12 protein-coding genes and 1 pseudogene are annotated in these 16,704 nt (G+C 45.8%); 8 read left to right on the forward strand and 5 right to left on the reverse strand.

The window, feature by feature from the left end:
• Positions 1-179: 179 nt before the first annotated feature.
• Positions 180-1,685 (forward strand): TIGR03032 family protein, encoded by a 1,506-nt coding sequence (locus HWQ44_RS15255; protein WP_292719913.1) that lies wholly within the window; start codon positions 180-182, stop codon positions 1,683-1,685.
• On the opposite strand, the gene HWQ44_RS15260 is transcribed toward HWQ44_RS15255, so the two are convergent.
• Positions 1,659-1,982, reverse strand: a complete 324-nt coding sequence (locus HWQ44_RS15260) for a hypothetical protein (RefSeq protein ID WP_292719915.1) — start codon at positions 1,980-1,982, stop codon at positions 1,659-1,661. The two genes, HWQ44_RS15255 and HWQ44_RS15260, sit on opposite strands and share 27 nt — an antisense overlap.
• Here HWQ44_RS15260 and HWQ44_RS33575 point away from each other — a divergent pair.
• The 5 genes and pseudogenes from HWQ44_RS33575 to HWQ44_RS15285 form a co-directional block, all read left to right on the forward strand.
• Positions 1,885-2,916, forward strand: a pseudogene (locus HWQ44_RS33575) (VCBS repeat-containing protein); the annotation flags it as partial. The gene HWQ44_RS15260 and the pseudogene HWQ44_RS33575 overlap by 98 nt on opposite strands.
• Positions 2,917-2,961: 45 nt before the next feature.
• Complete coding sequence (locus tag HWQ44_RS15270) at positions 2,962-4,806, forward strand: VCBS domain-containing protein (RefSeq protein ID WP_292719919.1); 1,845 nt, start codon at positions 2,962-2,964, stop codon at positions 4,804-4,806.
• Between the two features lie 264 nt (positions 4,807-5,070).
• Positions 5,071-6,117: a zinc-dependent dehydrogenase gene (locus HWQ44_RS15275; RefSeq protein WP_292719921.1), complete on the forward strand. Its 1,047-nt coding sequence runs from the start codon at positions 5,071-5,073 to the stop codon at positions 6,115-6,117.
• Positions 6,118-6,283: 166 nt separating this feature from the next.
• Positions 6,284-7,585, forward strand: a complete 1,302-nt coding sequence (locus HWQ44_RS15280) for an inorganic phosphate transporter (RefSeq protein ID WP_292719923.1) — start codon at positions 6,284-6,286, stop codon at positions 7,583-7,585.
• A 673-nt stretch (positions 7,586-8,258) separates the two neighbouring features.
• Complete coding sequence (locus tag HWQ44_RS15285) at positions 8,259-10,592, forward strand: EamA family transporter (RefSeq protein WP_292719925.1); 2,334 nt, start codon at positions 8,259-8,261, stop codon at positions 10,590-10,592.
• Here HWQ44_RS15285 and HWQ44_RS15290 read toward each other — a convergent pair.
• Both HWQ44_RS15290 and HWQ44_RS15295 read right to left on the reverse strand, forming a co-directional pair.
• Positions 10,589-10,711 (reverse strand): hypothetical protein, encoded by a 123-nt coding sequence (locus tag HWQ44_RS15290; protein ID WP_292719927.1) that lies wholly within the window; start codon positions 10,709-10,711, stop codon positions 10,589-10,591. The two genes, HWQ44_RS15285 and HWQ44_RS15290, sit on opposite strands and share 4 nt — an antisense overlap.
• 1,410 nt (positions 10,712-12,121) lie before the next feature.
• Positions 12,122-12,508: a hypothetical protein gene (locus tag HWQ44_RS15295; protein ID WP_292719929.1), complete on the reverse strand. Its 387-nt coding sequence runs from the start codon at positions 12,506-12,508 to the stop codon at positions 12,122-12,124.
• 77 nt (positions 12,509-12,585) lie between these two features.
• Here HWQ44_RS15295 and hetR point away from each other — a divergent pair, with 77 nt between their 5' ends.
• Complete coding sequence (gene hetR / locus HWQ44_RS15300; RefSeq protein WP_069071266.1) at positions 12,586-13,485, forward strand: heterocyst differentiation master regulator HetR; 900 nt, start codon at positions 12,586-12,588, stop codon at positions 13,483-13,485.
• Between the two features lie 354 nt (positions 13,486-13,839).
• Here hetR and HWQ44_RS15305 read toward each other — a convergent pair whose 3' ends face one another.
• Positions 13,840-14,463, reverse strand: a complete 624-nt coding sequence (locus HWQ44_RS15305; protein WP_292719932.1) for a hypothetical protein — start codon at positions 14,461-14,463, stop codon at positions 13,840-13,842.
• 468 nt (positions 14,464-14,931) lie between these two features.
• Between HWQ44_RS15305 and rpsD the strand changes: the two genes are divergently transcribed.
• Positions 14,932-15,540 (forward strand): 30S ribosomal protein S4, encoded by a 609-nt coding sequence (gene rpsD, locus HWQ44_RS15310; RefSeq protein WP_012408407.1) that lies wholly within the window; start codon positions 14,932-14,934, stop codon positions 15,538-15,540.
• Positions 15,541-15,706: 166 nt separating this feature from the next.
• Here rpsD and moaA read toward each other — a convergent pair whose 3' ends face one another.
• Positions 15,707-16,693: a GTP 3',8-cyclase MoaA gene (gene moaA / locus HWQ44_RS15315; protein ID WP_292719936.1), complete on the reverse strand. Its 987-nt coding sequence runs from the start codon at positions 16,691-16,693 to the stop codon at positions 15,707-15,709.
• Positions 16,694-16,704 lie beyond the last annotated feature (11 nt).

Here is a 16,704-nt window from a genome sequence, read left to right on the forward strand (position 1 = left end):
TATTTATTGAATTTTTGATAAATTCTCCTCAAATACCAAAGAGTTAGCCGTAATATTACCATCAGTACTAAATAAAAATTGCAGATAGTCGGGTGCTACCTGTATAAATTTCCATTACTTCTGTAATGGAAACGGTTTTGTTGTATATCAAAAATTTTTAATAAATTCAAAACTTTTGTATGGAAAGTTTTCTGCACCGCAGTAACGCCATGCCATCGTCAAGTGCGCCCAAACTAGAAATTACCTGTTCGCCGCACTTAGTAACCTGGCTGCAAACCCAGCTTCTTAGCCTTGCCTTCACTACTTATCAAACTAATCGCTTGTTTTTTATTGGCTGCAATGACCAAGGTAGGATAACTGCTCACGAGCGATTGTTTGATAAACCAATGGGCATGTATGCATCAAACAACAGTATATATGTTAGCACGTGTTATCAAATTTGGCGATTTGAAAATTTACTCAAACCACAGGAAATATATCAGCAAAGCGATTGCTTTTACATACCTCGCACGGCATACACTACTGGTGATTTGAATGTCCACGATGTAACGCTGGATGATTCAGAAAATCTGATATTTGTTAATACAAATTTTAGTTGCCTTGCTACTATCAGCAACGACTACAGTTTTGTACCCCTGTGGCAACCACCGTTTATTTCCAAGTTGGCAGCAGAAGACCGTTGTCACCTCAACGGGTTAGGGATGCGCGACGGCAAACCCGCGTATGTTACTGCCTGTAGCACCACCGACACCGCCGCCGGCTGGCGTAACCACCGAGTTGGTGGAGGTGTGGTGATTGATGTGCAAACCAACAACATAATTGCCACGGGGTTATCTATGCCCCACTCGCCCCGCTGGTATCAAGGAAAGCTGTGGCTATTGAATTCGGGAACGGGGGACTTGGGATATTTGGATGATGGGAAATTTGTACCGATCGCCTTTTGTCCTGGCTTTTTGCGCGGGCTGGCCTTCTGGAACAACGTCGCCTTGGTGGGCTTGTCAAAGCTGCGATCGCGCAGTTTTAGCGGACTTGCCTTAGAAGAGCGGCTGGCGGCTCAGGGTCAGGAGGCACAGTGCGGTCTAATGCTGATTGACCTGAACACGGGTGAAACCTTGCACTGGTTACATATAGACGGCGTTGTGGAGGAACTGTTTGATGTGGTTGTGCTGCCAGGTGTGGTTCAGCCCCGCGCCATTGGCTTGCAGAACGAAGACATCAAGCGTCTAGTCACCTTTCCAGGGTCTAACGGCATTGTTATCACCAAGCCAACCGCCAAACGTCCCAGTCAGGGTGAGGCTGCACCACGAGCAGGTCTGCCGCGATCGCCCTCAGTTGCCGCCCAGAGCCAGGAACTCGATCTGGCAAACATCAAATACCAGCGGATCTACCACCTCAACGCCGACAACCTAGCTCCCTACGAGGCGTTCACGTTTCCTAGCCTGCAAAGGCGCTGGCAAACTCAGCCGCAGCGGGGCGAACTGCTGGGAATTTCAGCGGCAGTGGCGGGTGAGATGGTCGGCTTGGCGATCGCCGAACTATTACCCGACCAGACAGCAGAGATGTTGTCGCTGTATGTCTTGCCGAATTGTCGCCGGCAGGGCATCGGCACGCGATTAGTCAAGCACCTAGAGCGGAGCCTTGCCGAGCGGGATTATCTGTTACGGCAACTCACCGCACAAGGATAGGTTAGCCGCGGCAGCAACAGGCGACTGATGTCGGGTTACAGGGGGGTAGAAACAGGGTGCAGTTTCATCAGGGGCGATCGTCGCGCGGCGCAAACCTCCCTCGGTTACACAGCTTAATAAAACCATTTTTTCTATTGAATCAAGAGAACAAAATATGGCAACACCTAATTTCGATGCCCCAATCGCCAATCCCTTCGGATTGAGAAATATTCGGACTATCACCAGTCCCCTCAATGCGTATGCCAACGATCCGGTCTTTGTCGATATTGACAACGATGGCGACCTTGATGCGTTCATCGGCAGCGATATTAACAATGATAGCGGCAGCCGCACATTCTTTTTCGAGAACACGGGCACAGCCTCTGCACCCAGCTTTGCCGCTCCCGTCATCAACCCCTTTGGGCTGGGCTTTTCCAGGGGGTACAACTCACCCGATTTTGCCGATATTGATGGCGATGGCGACTTCGATGCCTTCATCGGAGACAGTGACGGCAACACGCTGTTTTTCCGCAACACGGGCACAGCCGCCGCTCCTACCTTTGTGGCAGCAACCAGCCCCTTTGGTGATGTGGGGGCTTACAGCAAGCCCACCTTTGCCGATATTGATGGCGATGGCGACCTCGATGCTTTCATCGGAGAAGAGTATGGCAACACGCGGTACTTCCAGAACACGGGCACCAGGACAGCGCCCAGCTTTGCCGCTCCCGTCACCAACCCCTTTGGGCTGAGCGATGTCAATCCCGCTTCCTTCACCTTTGATAACGCCAGTCCGACCTTTGCTGATGTGGATGGCGATGGCGACCTCGATGCCTTTGTGGGGGCTTTTAACGGCAACACGTTTTTCTTCCAGAACACGGGCACCAGGACAGCGCCCAGCTTTGCCGCTGCCGTCATTAACCCCTTCGGGCTGAGCGATGTCGGGAACAATAGCAATCCCACCTTTGCCGATATTGATAACGATGGCGACCTCGATGCCTTTGTGGGAGAACTTTTGGGCGATACCAGATTCTTTGAGAACACGGCGAACGACCCCAGCCTTAGCATCGCCGCTGGTAACAATGCGGCTGAACCCAGCACACCGGGCAGCTTCACCCTCAGCCTCAGCAAAGCTGCTCCTGCTGGCGGTCTCACCGTTGCCTACACCCTGAGCGGCACTGCCACCAACGGCACCGACTACACCACGCTCCCCGGCACCGTCACTTTTGCGGCTGGAGCCACTACTGCTACCGTTACTGTCGCGCCGATCGCCGATACGTTGGTAGAGGGTAATGAAACGGTGATCCTCACTCTGGCAGATCGCTCCGGTTATACCTTGGGTGCTACCACCACTGCCACCATTACTCTGGCCGATCCTAACAATCAACCTCCAGTTGCTGTCAACGACACTGCCACAACCGATGAGGACACCCCGGTTACAATCAATGTCTTGGTAAACGACACTGACCCCAACAGCGACCCCCTCAGCCTCAGCAGCTTCACCAACCCCACCAACGGCACTGTCACCCGCAACGACAACGGCACCCCCACCAACTTGACCGATGACCAGTTAATCTATACTCCTAATGCCAACTACAACGGCAGCGATAGCTTTACCTACACCATCAGCGATGGCAACGGCGGCACGGCAACCGCTACCGTCACTCTGACGGTCAACAGCGTCAATGATGCTGCCAGCATCAGCGGTACAGCAACGGGAGCTGTCACCGAGGATCTGAATGTGGTTATCGGCAATCTCAACGCCACAGGCAACCTCACCGTTGCTGATGTCGATACCGGGGAGAACAAGTTCAAAACCACTGTTGCCGCAGCTAGTGGCAACCTGGGCAGCCTCAGCATTACCGAAGCAGGAACCTGGAATTACAGCGTCGCTAACAGTGCGGTGCAATCTCTCGGTGCAAGCGTTACCAAAAACGAAACCTTCACGGTGCAATCTTTTGATGGCACAGCCAGCCAGAATATCGTCGTGACGATTACCGGGGTGAATGATGCCGCCAGCATCAGTGGCACGGCAACCGGGGCAGTGACTGAAGATGCCACCACTCCCAACCTCACCACCACAGGCACCTTAACCGTTACTGATGTCGATACCGGAGAGAACAAGTTCAAAACCACCGTCACCTCAGCTAGTGGCAACCTGGGTAGTCTCAGCATCACTGAAGCAGGAGCCTGGAATTACAGCGTCGCCAACAGTGCGGTGCAATCTCTCGGTGCTGGAGCCACTAAGACCGAAACCTTCACTGTGCAATCTGTTGACGCTACAGCCAGCCAAAATATTGTCGTCACCATTAACGGAGTCAACGATACCCCAGTTGCAGGCACTGACTCCTTAACTGCCACCCAATTCATCCCCACCACCATTGCTATCAGCACCCTACTTGCCAACGACAGCGATGTCGATACTGGGGATGTGTTGAGGATTACCGGGGTCAGCAATGCGGTAGGCGGCACGGCTGTCTTGCTCAACAATTTTACTCCTGCCAATCCTGCGGATGATTTCATCGTCTTTGTCTCTACTAGCAGCGGTACAGGCAGTTTCAAATACACCCTCTCTGATGATAAAGGTGGCACTACCTTGGGCAGTGTCAACCTACTAATTGGCTCTAGCCGATTCGGCGGTAATGGCAAAGATACCCTCAACGGCAATGACGGCCCTGACTTGCTCGATGGCGGTAACGGCAAAGACACCCTCAATGGCGGCAAAGGTAATGATACGCTGATTGGCGGCAACGGTGACGACCTGCTGGTAGGTGGTGAAGGTGGTGATTTGCTTACCGGAGGCAATGATGCTGATACCTTCCGCTTCGCCCTCACCGACTCGCTGCTGAGTAACTTTGATCGCATTACCAACCTGCAAATTGGCACGGATGTCATTGATGGACCTCATGCTGTCAGCGCAGCCAATCTCAGGAAACTGGGGGCAGCGATCAGCCTAGATGCTGTAGGAGTAGGTGCGCTGTTGAATAATACCAATTTTGTCGCTAATGGGGCTGCCACTTTTACCTCTGGTAGCCGCCGCTTTGTGGCTCTCAACGATAACATCGCTGGTTTTCAATCTAGTAGCGATGCTGTGATTGAAATTACCGGGTTTAGCGGCAACATCAACAATTTGGCGATCGCTTAAGTATAGATGGAGCGATCGCACTTTGGGAAACTTCAGGGGCGATCGCTTGATCAAGCGAATGGTATCTTAAGCTTTGGTTTACGAATCAGATATAAAGCTACAGTCTCAAAGTCTCAAAAAACCACCCATAAGTTTTTTTGAGCTTCTAGAATTACTCAGTAGAGAAGCACCAAGATTTACAAACAATATTAAATCCCAAACTTCATAGCCTAACCTGAACCACTAAATGTTACATCTAGTATCGTTGAGCGGGGAAAAACCAACGTGAAAGCACAGGTATTTAGAGGCGTCAATCAACTGTCTTACGAAGATATCCCAGTTCCAACCCTAGAACCAGATGAAGTGCTGGTACAGGTGCGGGTTGTGGGATTGTGTCAGTCAGATATTAAAAAAATTCGTTATCCGCTATATGAACCGCCGCGCATTTTTGGACATGAAACTGCCGGCACGATCGCAGCACTCGGCAATAATGTCAAAGGTTGGCAAGTTGGACAACGGGTAGCAGTGATGCACCACATCCCCTGTATGCGTTGCACCTACTGTCTAAATGATAATTTCTCCATGTGTGATGTTTACAAAAACATCTCTACTACCGCAGGTTTTAACGCCAGTGGCGGCGGTTTTGCCGATTATGTCAAAGTACCGGGACATATTGTGCAAAACGGCGGGTTAATTCCCATCCCTGATCATATCAGTTTTGAAGAAGCGAGTTTTGTAGAACCAACTAACTGCTGCTTGAAAGCTGTAAAAAAAGCCCAAATTGCCCCAGGACAAACTGTATTAGTTACTGGTGCTGGGCCAATTGGGTTAATGTTCATTATGTTGGTGAAGTATTTCGGAGCAAAAGCGATCGCTACCGATTTACTACCCTCTAGAATTGATAAAGCCTTGAGTGTCGGTGCAGAGGCGGCTTTTGATGCTCGCGATCCCGATTTACTCGCCAAAATCTCTGCCTTAACTGGTGGACTAGGTGTTGATGTCACCCTGTTGGCTGTTCCTAGTGAAAAAGCCTTCTTTCAAGCACTTGATAGTACCCGCAAAGGCGGTAAAATTTTGTTTTTCGCCGAATTCCCTGATGAGGTGGAAATTCCCATCAATCCTAATACCCTCTACCGTCGAGAAATCGACTTGATAGGTAGTTACAGTTCATCTTATCGGCTTCAGAATCTATCAGCTGATATTGTATTTAATCAGCGGATTGACGTGCAAGCATTGATTAGCGATCGCTATCCCTTAAAAGATTTATCAGCAGCTGTGGAGCAAGCGATCGCACCCACATCGGATACTTATAAAATCTTAATTTATCCGTAAATGGAAGATGAGGGAGATGGGAGAGTGTTAAAACTAGAATTTTAAAGCACAAAGGTTCAACGATGAAGCTCCGAGGTTCAACGATGAAGCTCAAAGGTTCAAAGTTCACCCTTAAAAACTCAAGTTTCATCCTCATCTCTCTCACTTTCCTCTTGTCCCCAATAAAATGCTTATTACCCTACTTTTCGTAGCTCTACTAGCTTTCTACGTCGCCTGGAATCTCGGAGCCAACGATGTTGCTAACGCGATGGGAACCTCTGTAGGTTCCAAAGCTGTTACTCTCAAACAGGCACTAATAATTGCTGGGGTTTTAGAGTTTACGGGTGCTGTATTGTTTGGACATGAGGTAACGGAAACTCTCGCCACAAAAATTGCCAATCCCGCCTTATTCGCAGCTACACCCCAAATATTCGTTGTTGGGATGGTAACGGTACTAATATCGTGTGGTGTGTGGTTGCAAATTGCCACATCACGCGGTTTACCTGTATCCTCTTCTCATGCAGTTGTTGGTGCGATCGCTGGATTTAGTTGGGTAGCTTTGGGAGTAGATGCAATTGATTGGTCATCAATTGGCTTAATCACCATTGGCTGGATTTTAACGCCGTTAATTAGTGGTGCGATCGCTGCTTTATTTTACAGTCAAATCAAGCACTGGATTTTAGATCAACCCAATCAAGTAGTGCAGTTACAAGAATGGATTCCCTGGTTGAGTACTCTGCTGCTAGGTGTATTCGGCGTGATTGTATTACCATCACTCACAGAACCGCTAACCAATTTTGTAATTGAGCAAGTTGGTTTTACAATCCCTTCTCATGACATACCCCTGTTAACAGGTGCAATCGCAGCAGTTGGACTCACAATCATTAGTTGGCGACAATTGGCAGACAAAGAGACAACATGGCAAGGGGAAGAATCTACTCAATACCCAATGCCCAATGCCCAATGCCCCATGCCCAATCCCGTAGAAAGATTATTCGCCCGATTCCAACTGCTAAGTGCTTGCTTTGTAGCCTTTGCTCATGGTTCTAATGATGTAGGAAATGCGATCGCTCCTTTAGCTGCGATCGTTTACATCAATCGTACTGGTAGCGTACCTATTGATGGTATTACTATCCCCCTTTGGATTTTAATCCTTGGTGGTGCAGGTATTGTTGGTGGTTTAGCCGTCTGGGGTAAAAAAGTCATCGCTACCATTGGCGAAAACATTATTGCCTTGCAACCTAGTAGTGGATTTTGTGCCGAACTGGCTACTGCTACCACCATTCTCATCGCCTCCCGGCTAGGTTTACCAGTTTCCACCTCTCACGCTCTTGTCGGTGGTGTAGTTGGTATTGGACTAGTGCAAAATTTCAAGTCGATTAAGTTTCAAACACTAAAAGGTATTGCCGCCGCATGGCTAATTACAATCCCTGTGAGTGCTGGCCTTAGCGCTGCCATCTTTAGCATCGCCCGGATTTTATTTTTCTAAGAATTATTAATATTTTCCTCTACTGCAATTTACTCAAAGTAAAACATAGACTGCAACAACGCCAAAAAAGCGTGCTTTTGCAGAATTGCTGCTCATTCATTTAGAATGTTGTGCAGGGGATAGCGTAACTTTGAATTTCCACAGAAAGATACTTTAATCTCCATTTAGAGATGTAAACTGTCACACAAGTTACATTCCACACAAATTTGCAGTTAGTTTCGCAAGTCAGACAATTTTGTGGCAATAGCACACGCATCTGCAAGTCTTTGACATTATTATTGGCAGCAAAACAATAAATATTTATTTGGAGTGAGATTTCTTTAAAAGTAAAAATCTCATTGGCAAATAATTGATGAAAATTAAACTGACCAAAAACAAAAAAGTCTTAGCTCAAGCGACTTCCAGTCGTGGTGATCATTCCAAAATTCTAAATTCCAAAATCCCAAATCGAATGGCCAAATACTTGTCAATGTTGAAGAGAACACGGTGTAGTCAGCCGTGGGGCAAACTTGATGCTTTGCCAACCTGTGTCCAGTATGACAGAATTACGTTGAAATGCGGAAGTGCTGTTAATATTTTTAATTTATCTGACAAAATACAGGAAATTAGGATGACCGCCAATAAAGTGTACGGGAAGCAGCTTTATCGTCAAGGTGTTAGAGGTTAGAAGCTAATGGGGCGATTCGAGAAGCAACCAGAAAACCCGAGAATCAGAGGCGAGCTATCTAGAGCAGCAGAAAATGCTCTTTGGGCTGTAGTTGAAGATTTAGAAAATCTTCAGCAGAATGTCCTCAGAGCATTGCAGGAAGACGTAAAGCGGCTTCAGTCAGAAAAAAATCGGTTATCTGATGAGATTCAAAGCTTGGTAGAGGAAAAAGAGCATTTACAACAAGTGCGCCAAATCACTGAGCAGCAAGTTTTAATTCGTCAATTGGCAGAAGTTCTGGCAAAGCATATATCTTCGCAACTGCAATCCTCTCTGGCAACTTTAGCTAACCAAAGCATAGAGGGCAAATCTTATGAACAAGCTGCGTTGAAGTCCGCTGAAGTGAGTAGCAATGTAGTAGGTGAAATCAATGAAAAAGTCGAACACATGTTTGACAGCCTAGATGACACCGTTACTGTTACCTTTAATTCGCTGCAACAGGAGCTAAAGAACTATCAAAGTAATCTTTCCCAACAGTTGTCAAGGATGTATAGCCAGCAGCAGCAAGGGGAAACGATTTTAGCGGAGTTTGTTAATCGGCTGCATGGAGAACTAGAAAAAACTATAGAAGAAACTTCACGCAAACCAGCAACAGCAGGTACACCTACTGTTTTGCAGTTTACGGAGCCAGAAAAAAATAGTTCTGTTGATACATCCCTGCCAGAGTTTGAGGAAATAGTAAGAAATTCCCTTGAGCCAATTTCCCCGATCTCCAATCAATTTTCACCAAGGGAAACGACATCAGAGCCGCCGATTGTTAAAGAAAACACCGCAAATCCAATTTCTTCTCCCAGCAAGGATTTGTCGGCAAGGGAAACGACATTAGAGCCGCCGATTGTTAAAGAAAACACCGCAAATCCAATTTCTTCTCCCAGCAAGGATTTGTCGGCAAGGGAAACGACATTAGAGCCGCCGATTGTTAAAGAAAACACCGCAAATCCAATTTCTTCTCCCAGCAAGGATTTGTCGTCAAGGGAAACGCCATCAGAACCTACTGCGGCTGTAGTTCCCCCACCAAAAGACAATGCCACTGAGCCAATTTCTGTCCTCAATCAGGAATCGCCAGAAAACGAAACGAAATCAGAGCCTGCGATCCCAGCTGTACTACAGCCGAGAACAATCCGACCTTCTCTAAAGATTCCTATTGAACCACTTTCTGTCCGCCGTAAGAACGAATCGCAGAGCAAAGCTAAATCCTCATCTACCACTGCCCTAGAACCACAGGCGGAAGCAAAACCCTCACAATCGCGATCGCCTAATTCTTCCGGTTTTTCGCCCCTGCAAATTGGTTTCTTGTTGATTGTCTTATCAGCAGTAGTATCGTCACTTTACAACGTAGCCATCAAAGTAATTTTCCACGAAGGTTCCCAGATTTTTGGAGTATTAGAGGTAGAGCAGCTGCTACCACCGACTTTGGGTAATACTCTGTTAATTTTGACGCTACGGTTTATGGTAGTAGTACCACTGATGGTACTGTTGTCTCCTATATTGCATCCCAGACTGTGGCAAGATTTGGAAAACTTGGCCGCTTCAGTCCGAGGAAATCCCACACCTGCCAATGCAGCTACCAAGCAGATTTTGGTGTTGTCAATTGTGAGTGGGTGCTTTTTGTTTTTGTCTCAGGTACTCATCTACATTGCGATCGCTCAAGTCACAACTGGAATGGCGATCGCACTGTTCTTTGTCTATCCAATGGTTAGTGGTCTGTTGTCGTGGTTTCTGTTTCGCGATCGCCCCACTCTATTCCGCATCGCTGCGATCGCCGCGATTTGCTGCGGTGAATTGTTGGTTTTAAGCGGTTCTCCCAGCATTGGGATAGGTAATACTTCAATGGGAAGCAGCACCGCCATTCTTTCGGGCGTGGCTTTTGCTGCCTACATAATTCTGACGCGGGTTTGTGCTAGCAAACTGCATCCCGTGACTTTTACTTTAATTAACTTCGCTACCATGTTGTTGTTGAGCTTTATCTGCTTGATGCTACCTTTGCCAAGCAGTTGGAACTTGGTAGTAGTTGACCCCTCTAAGATGCTGGAACTGGTTTTAAGTGCGTTTATTTTGGGTGTGCTGACTCTTGCTGGCTATCTGCTCAACAATGTTGGTATTAGTAAACTAGGTGCCTCGCGATCGGCGCTCATCGGTGGTAGCATCCCAGTTTTAACCGTGATTTTCGCTGGGTTAATCATTCAAGAAAATTTGGATATTGTGCAAATTCTGGGAGTGTTATTTGTGACCTTTGGTGCGGCTGCTTTCAGCTTTGAAACAATGCGAAATCAGGTTAAACCCTCTAGTCCGACGAATTAAATGGCGAGTTCAATCAGTTTCGGTGTGATGGGAGCTACTTTACCTCCCATCACTCTCAGCATCAGTTCTGACGCTAATGCACACACTTGTAACTTCTCTAAATTATCTGTAAGAAACAAGATCCCCGATTTCTTTGAGAAGTCGGGGATTTAAGTTTTCACGAATGATTTAGGACTGCTGTATAGGTGCAGATAACATTTAATAGATGAGCGAGCAGTAATCTAGATTCAGGAGGAACCCACCTTTACTGGGACTTAGGCTGTGGACGCTTTGTATTACCAAGAGCGCCTCTGGTAGCAGTATCTTCTTTTTAAACTGGGTAATAACTCAGAACTAAGTTTTTATTCATAATTCTTTCCTCCAGGAGGAACTGCCTACCTCCTGCCTTCTCTTATAACTTGATTTGTAATATATTTTTAGGGATTTAGCCTGATACAGGTAGGGAAAACACGTATATATAAGCAGTATGAGTAGTACTGACTCGATCAATTGAGTACGAGTACTTGCTTAGATAGGAGATTGGCAAAGATTTAAGACCATTGCAGCACATTTTGGAACTAGAAGATCAAGAAGTAGGAGAAATGTTTAGAGTAACCCGTTTTTTAAGCGTCAAAGACTATTGTAGCTACATGAATATATGGAGCGATCGCTCGTGAAACAGCTAGTACCTTTATCCTACGAAAACCCCTGCGGGTAAGGCTGAATCCAAAATTACTCATTTCCATGCTCTTGTGTTTGGTGAAATGGTATCTTTATTTCTGTCGTTCTCTACTAGTCAATTTAGTCTGCGATCGCCCAGACACCCAGAGAAAGAAGCTTATATCATAGCCTACTGCGGATTCTCCTCTTTGTTATAGCAACAAACTATCTACGTAATTCAAGTCTCTCAAATATATAAAACAGCGAGGTAAAAACATCCTTTGAAGTAGCTAATGAATTAGTTAAATCATGAAAATTTAAAATTCTTTCATGAAAAAAATATAAATTTATCGAAAAAAAGTCTCTAAATAATCATCAGATGGAATCTAAGATGTTTTATTATATGTATGGTTAGTAACTAAACTTTTAGTTCTTAGCACGCTCAACAAAGCCTTATAGCTACGCGATTCAATCGGAATTAATCGCGCCTTTCTGTGTCTAATCATCAATATAAAAATATCAATCAGGCTTGATTTAGGAGTAAGTCTAAAATTATCATCAAACCTTGATTTAGCCAAAAGATAAAATATTTAAAAACACATTATTTATCAACTTTAAAATCCATATTTTTATTCCCAAACTAAAAATTAATGATATGATAAGGAACGATATTTGAAAAAGCAACAGGTATTTTGAAATTGGAATTAATTGATCTACTTGATGTCTACTATCTTCTCTCAAGCCAACGGCTGATACTGCCGAGACATCACTGGAGGTTGTGAACTTCATCTTGTTCACAACGAGCCGTGTGGCTCAACCTCTAAATGTGGCTACACCTGGTAAGCGATTTCTTTTTAGATCACTCCCAATTATTTTTAGTCACCTGTGTACTACAAATAATTCGCCAAAGCTGAAAAAAACCATCTTTTTCTAGTAACAGATATCCCAGATGAACCGCGCAAACTAGTTTTTACTCCGAGTCGGCATAGTGCCATAATTAGGTGTAAGCAGCTTGACGTTGTTGCTCTTGAAAGATGAGAAAAATCCCAGAGAACCGAAAGGCTTTGTAGATTAGTTGCCACACATTTGACTTTTGGGATGTAAACCGCCGTCAAGCTGAACTCGGTGATGTCTGTAATTTTCTGGTCAGATGCAGAGACAGTTATAGTAACAACAAACGAATCTGCTTTTGTCCCAGAAAATATGCGAAAATGGTAGTTTGGGCTACCACCGATTTCGTAGTTATCGCATACTAATATAGTCTGAAGTAAAGACATTGCCTTCAGCCAGGTGTATACTACCTATTTTCATTCGATTAAAAACTGTGTAAACGTGCTATTCAATTGTCTGTAATATGAGTAACGACATAGATCTGATCAAACGTCTTGACCCCAGTGCGATGGATCAGATCATGCTTTATCTGGCTTTTAGTGCCATGCGGACGAGTGGGCACAGGCATGGGGCATTTTTAGACGCAGCCGCAACAGCAGCAAAGTGTGCAATTTACATGACCTATCTAGAGCAGGGACAAAACCTGCGGATGACAGGGCATTTGCACCACCTAGAGCCGAAACGAGTAAAAATTATTGTAGAAGAAGTCAGACAGGCACTAACAGAAGGCAAACTGTTAAAAATGCTGGGTTCTCAAGAACCGCGCTATTTGATTCAATTGCCTTATGTCTGGCTAGAAAAGTATCCTTGGCAACCGGGGCGATCGCGCGTTCCTGGTAGCAGTCTGACAAGTGAAGAAAAAAGACAAATTGAGCAGAAACTGCCAAGTAATCTCCCTGATGCCCAGTTAGTTAGCTCTTTTGAGTTTCTGGATTTGATCGAGTTTTTGCACAGGCGATCGCAAGAAGACTTGCCACCCGAACACCAAATGCCTTTGAGCGAAGCCTTAGGTGAGCATATCAAGCGCCGTCTGCTTTATTCAGGCACGGTAACACGCATTGATTCTCCTTGGGGAATGCCCTTCTACGCTCTTACCCGGCCTTTTTATGCCCCAGCAGACGATCAAGAACGTACCTACATCATGGTTGAAGATACCGCTCGGTATTTCCGCATGATGAAAAATTGGGCAGAACGGCGACGAAATGCCATGCGCTTGCTGGAAGAACTTGATATCCTCCCAGAAAAAATGGAGCAGGCTATGGAAGAATTGGATGAAGTTATCCGTGCCTGGGCAGATAAATATCACCAAGACGGTGGTATTGCAGTGGTTTTACAGACTGCTTTTGGCGAAAGAGAAGACTAGTACCGCTACTGCAAGGGTTTCATTTATTTGAGATGGGTGGTTCACTTCCGCCTTGCTGTGCTAGTGCCATTACGCGAAATTCAAAAGGCTGACAAAGTAAACTTTTTACTGATCTTTTCCCTTGCTTAAGAGTAAGGGTATGGTTGATCTATTTACATTGTAATACTTTACTAGTAGTACAAAAGTCACAAAATTGCTTGTGACTTTTGTATTGTTAAATATTCAGTTTGTATAATATGTAAGTAGAAGGCAATTATAGCGAGTTTTATCCGAATAGTATTGTTCCAGTAATAGTAGGGTGGGACAATGCCCATCCTACTAATTAACTTTCAACCTAGCATCCTTGGAATTCAATTAGGGCTGGGCTGGAACGAGGGGTTGCGTTGGAAATGGGGTAGTCTCGATACTTGGACTTGATCCGGCTGGAATGATAGTCGGTGGTGTAGACGAAGATGAAGCGCCGATAACGGTGTCACTGGCATCGATACAGGTATCCAACGCCTGGGTAGGAGGAAGGTCGATTTTACTACGCAAGCCAACCACACACTGACCAAAGCGCACGGGCAACAAACTACGACCACAGTAATCTAAAGCTGCGGGATTAACTGCTTCCTGAGTACTAGAACTGACACCGACTACACAAGTAGCTAACTCCTCAGGACGCCGGGCCTTCCCACAAGAAGAAAGCGCATCTGTTGCGGCAATTTGGGTCTGCTTCTCAATTTTAGCCACGCAACCAGCCAAATCTGTTGGACGCAGTGCCTTTGCACAACCTTGTGATGCCGCTTCTGCCGTTATGCCTACGCTCAGAAGGCGACCAGCACAGACACTATAATCGTTGCTGTAGGAGGCAGCAACAGCCACATTAGGCAAGATTGTTGTCAACCATCCAGCTATAGCCAAAACTGGTACTGTTAGAATCCTGGAGGTGGAACTGCCTTGTTTGTTCTTACCTCTGCTAACCACTTTTTTGCTCATTGATATTGCCATTCTCCAAACACCCAAGGTTATGCTAACTCAAATATCTTAAAAATCCTCTGTAATCAAAGAATTTCGGCGGGAGTAAAGTATAGACATAATTAATTATGTCGAAAATTGTGTTAATATAACTGTTTGAAAGATAAGTAGGCAACGTAAAAAGTATTTCAGAGTAAGAATACTGCGTAAACCAATCTGATGATTGAGTAGCCTACGAAACTAAATAAACACAAAAAACTTATTGGCAGGAGTACGGCGGGGCACGTCGGAATTCAGGCTTGGAAGCCAGTGCGTCGGCTCTACCGACTATAAAGCAACTGGCGCAAAGAAGATGCCTCTACATTGGTAAGAACCGTCATACCAAGGTAAGCAGCCTCGCAAAACCAAGAATTTCCTGATTTTTGATCAGGGGAATGTCAAAATGGAATGTCTAAGTAAAGTTTAAACAGGATTAGATTAAGGAAACTCATGTCCCGATATAGAGGGCCACGCCTCAGAATTGTCCGTCGCTTGGGCGACTTACCAGGATTGACTCGTAAAAGCGCTAGACGCGCTTACCCACCTGGTCAGCATGGTCAGAACCGCAAAAAGCGCTCTGAGTATGCTATCCGTCTAGAGGAAAAGCAAAAGCTCCGCTTCAACTACGGTTTGACTGAAAAGCAATTGCTACGCTATGTGCGGAAAGCCAGGCGTGTTACTGGTTCTACCGGACAAGTGCTGCTGCAATTGCTAGAAATGCGCCTAGATAATACCGTTTTCCGTTTGGGTATAGCCCCAACTATCCCAGCAGCTCGTCAACTGGTGAATCACGGTCACGTAACTGTTAACGGTCGTGTGGTGAATATTGCCAGCTACCAGTGCCGTCCTGGTGAAGTAATTGCGGTCAGAGATCGGGCACAATCACGGAAGTTGGTGGAAGCTAACTTGCAATATCCCGGTTTGGCAAACCTCCCCAGTCATTTGGAGTTTGACAAAAATAAGTTGGTTGGTAAAGTCAACAGCGTTATTGAACGAGAATGGGTGGCATTACAAGTTAATGAACTACTTGTGGTTGAGTACTACTCACGACAAGCGTAATAGTCATTTGTCCTTAGTGAGCTAGTGCGGTCTTCTCCCAAAGGGAGACGCCAAAGGCGATGGGGGTTTCCCCCATGAGCAACTAGCGTTAGCGAGGCACGAGCGTCACCCGAAGGGTCATTTGTCCCTAGTCATTTGCAAAGGACAAATGACCAGTGACTAATGACTAACCACCAATTTGCGACATTGTGCGTGTATATGTACCTAAAATGCCGGAATCGCGCCCTTTAAAGTTAATTTCTGGCTTGATTCCGAGTAAATGCCTGACGTGCTCTTGTAATTGAGTGGTGCTCATACCAGAACGCAGAGCAGTTTTTAAATCTATTTGACCAGTTTCATTCAATAAACAGGGACGCAGCCAGCCATCAGCACTCAGGCGCATCCGGTTACAACGATCGCAAAAACATTCTGACATCTGACTAATAAATCCTAGTGTCCCCTTCGCACCGGGAATTTTAAAGACATCAGCAGGCCCAGCCCCACGAACTTGGGATTCTGTCAAGCCCCAGCGATCGCGGATTTGTTGCCGTAAATCGGCTGAAGATACCCAACCGCGATCGCCAAACAAATGCACATTACCAATAGGCATAAATTCAATAAATCTAACGTGCCACTGTTTGTCAATTGTCAGGGCAGCTAAATCTAGAATTTCGTGGTCATTAACGCCTGGAATCACCACCACATTCAGCTTCAGTGGGTCGAATCCGACGTGATGAGCAGCTTGAATGCCATGCCAAACTTGTTGCCAACGAGAACGCCCCTGATTACCGATAATTTGGTCAAAAGTGTCGGGATCAAGAGAGTCCAGACTAATATTAATTCGTCGTAGACCAGCATTATATAGGTTTTGCGCCATCGGAGCCAGCAAAAAACCGTTGGTGGTCATTGAGAGGTCTTGAGTTTGGGGGAGAGTTGCGATCGCGCTTACCACATCCACTACACGTGGACGCAATAAGGGTTCACCTCCAGTCAAACGAAACCGATTAAAGCCTAATGGAATAAATACCTCTTGAATTAAGGTGAGCAGCTCCTCATCAGTCAACTGCTGTTGCTTAAGAATATAGTCCAGTTCTACTCCCTCCGGCATACAGTATTGACAACGGAAATTGCAGCGATCAATTAAGCTAATGCGGAGGTAGTCTACCTGGTTCATCGTTTTATTTT

It is taken from the genome of Nostoc sp. JL34 (assembly GCF_017114945.1).
Classification (GTDB): Bacteria; Cyanobacteriota; Cyanobacteriia; order Cyanobacteriales; family Nostocaceae; genus Nostoc.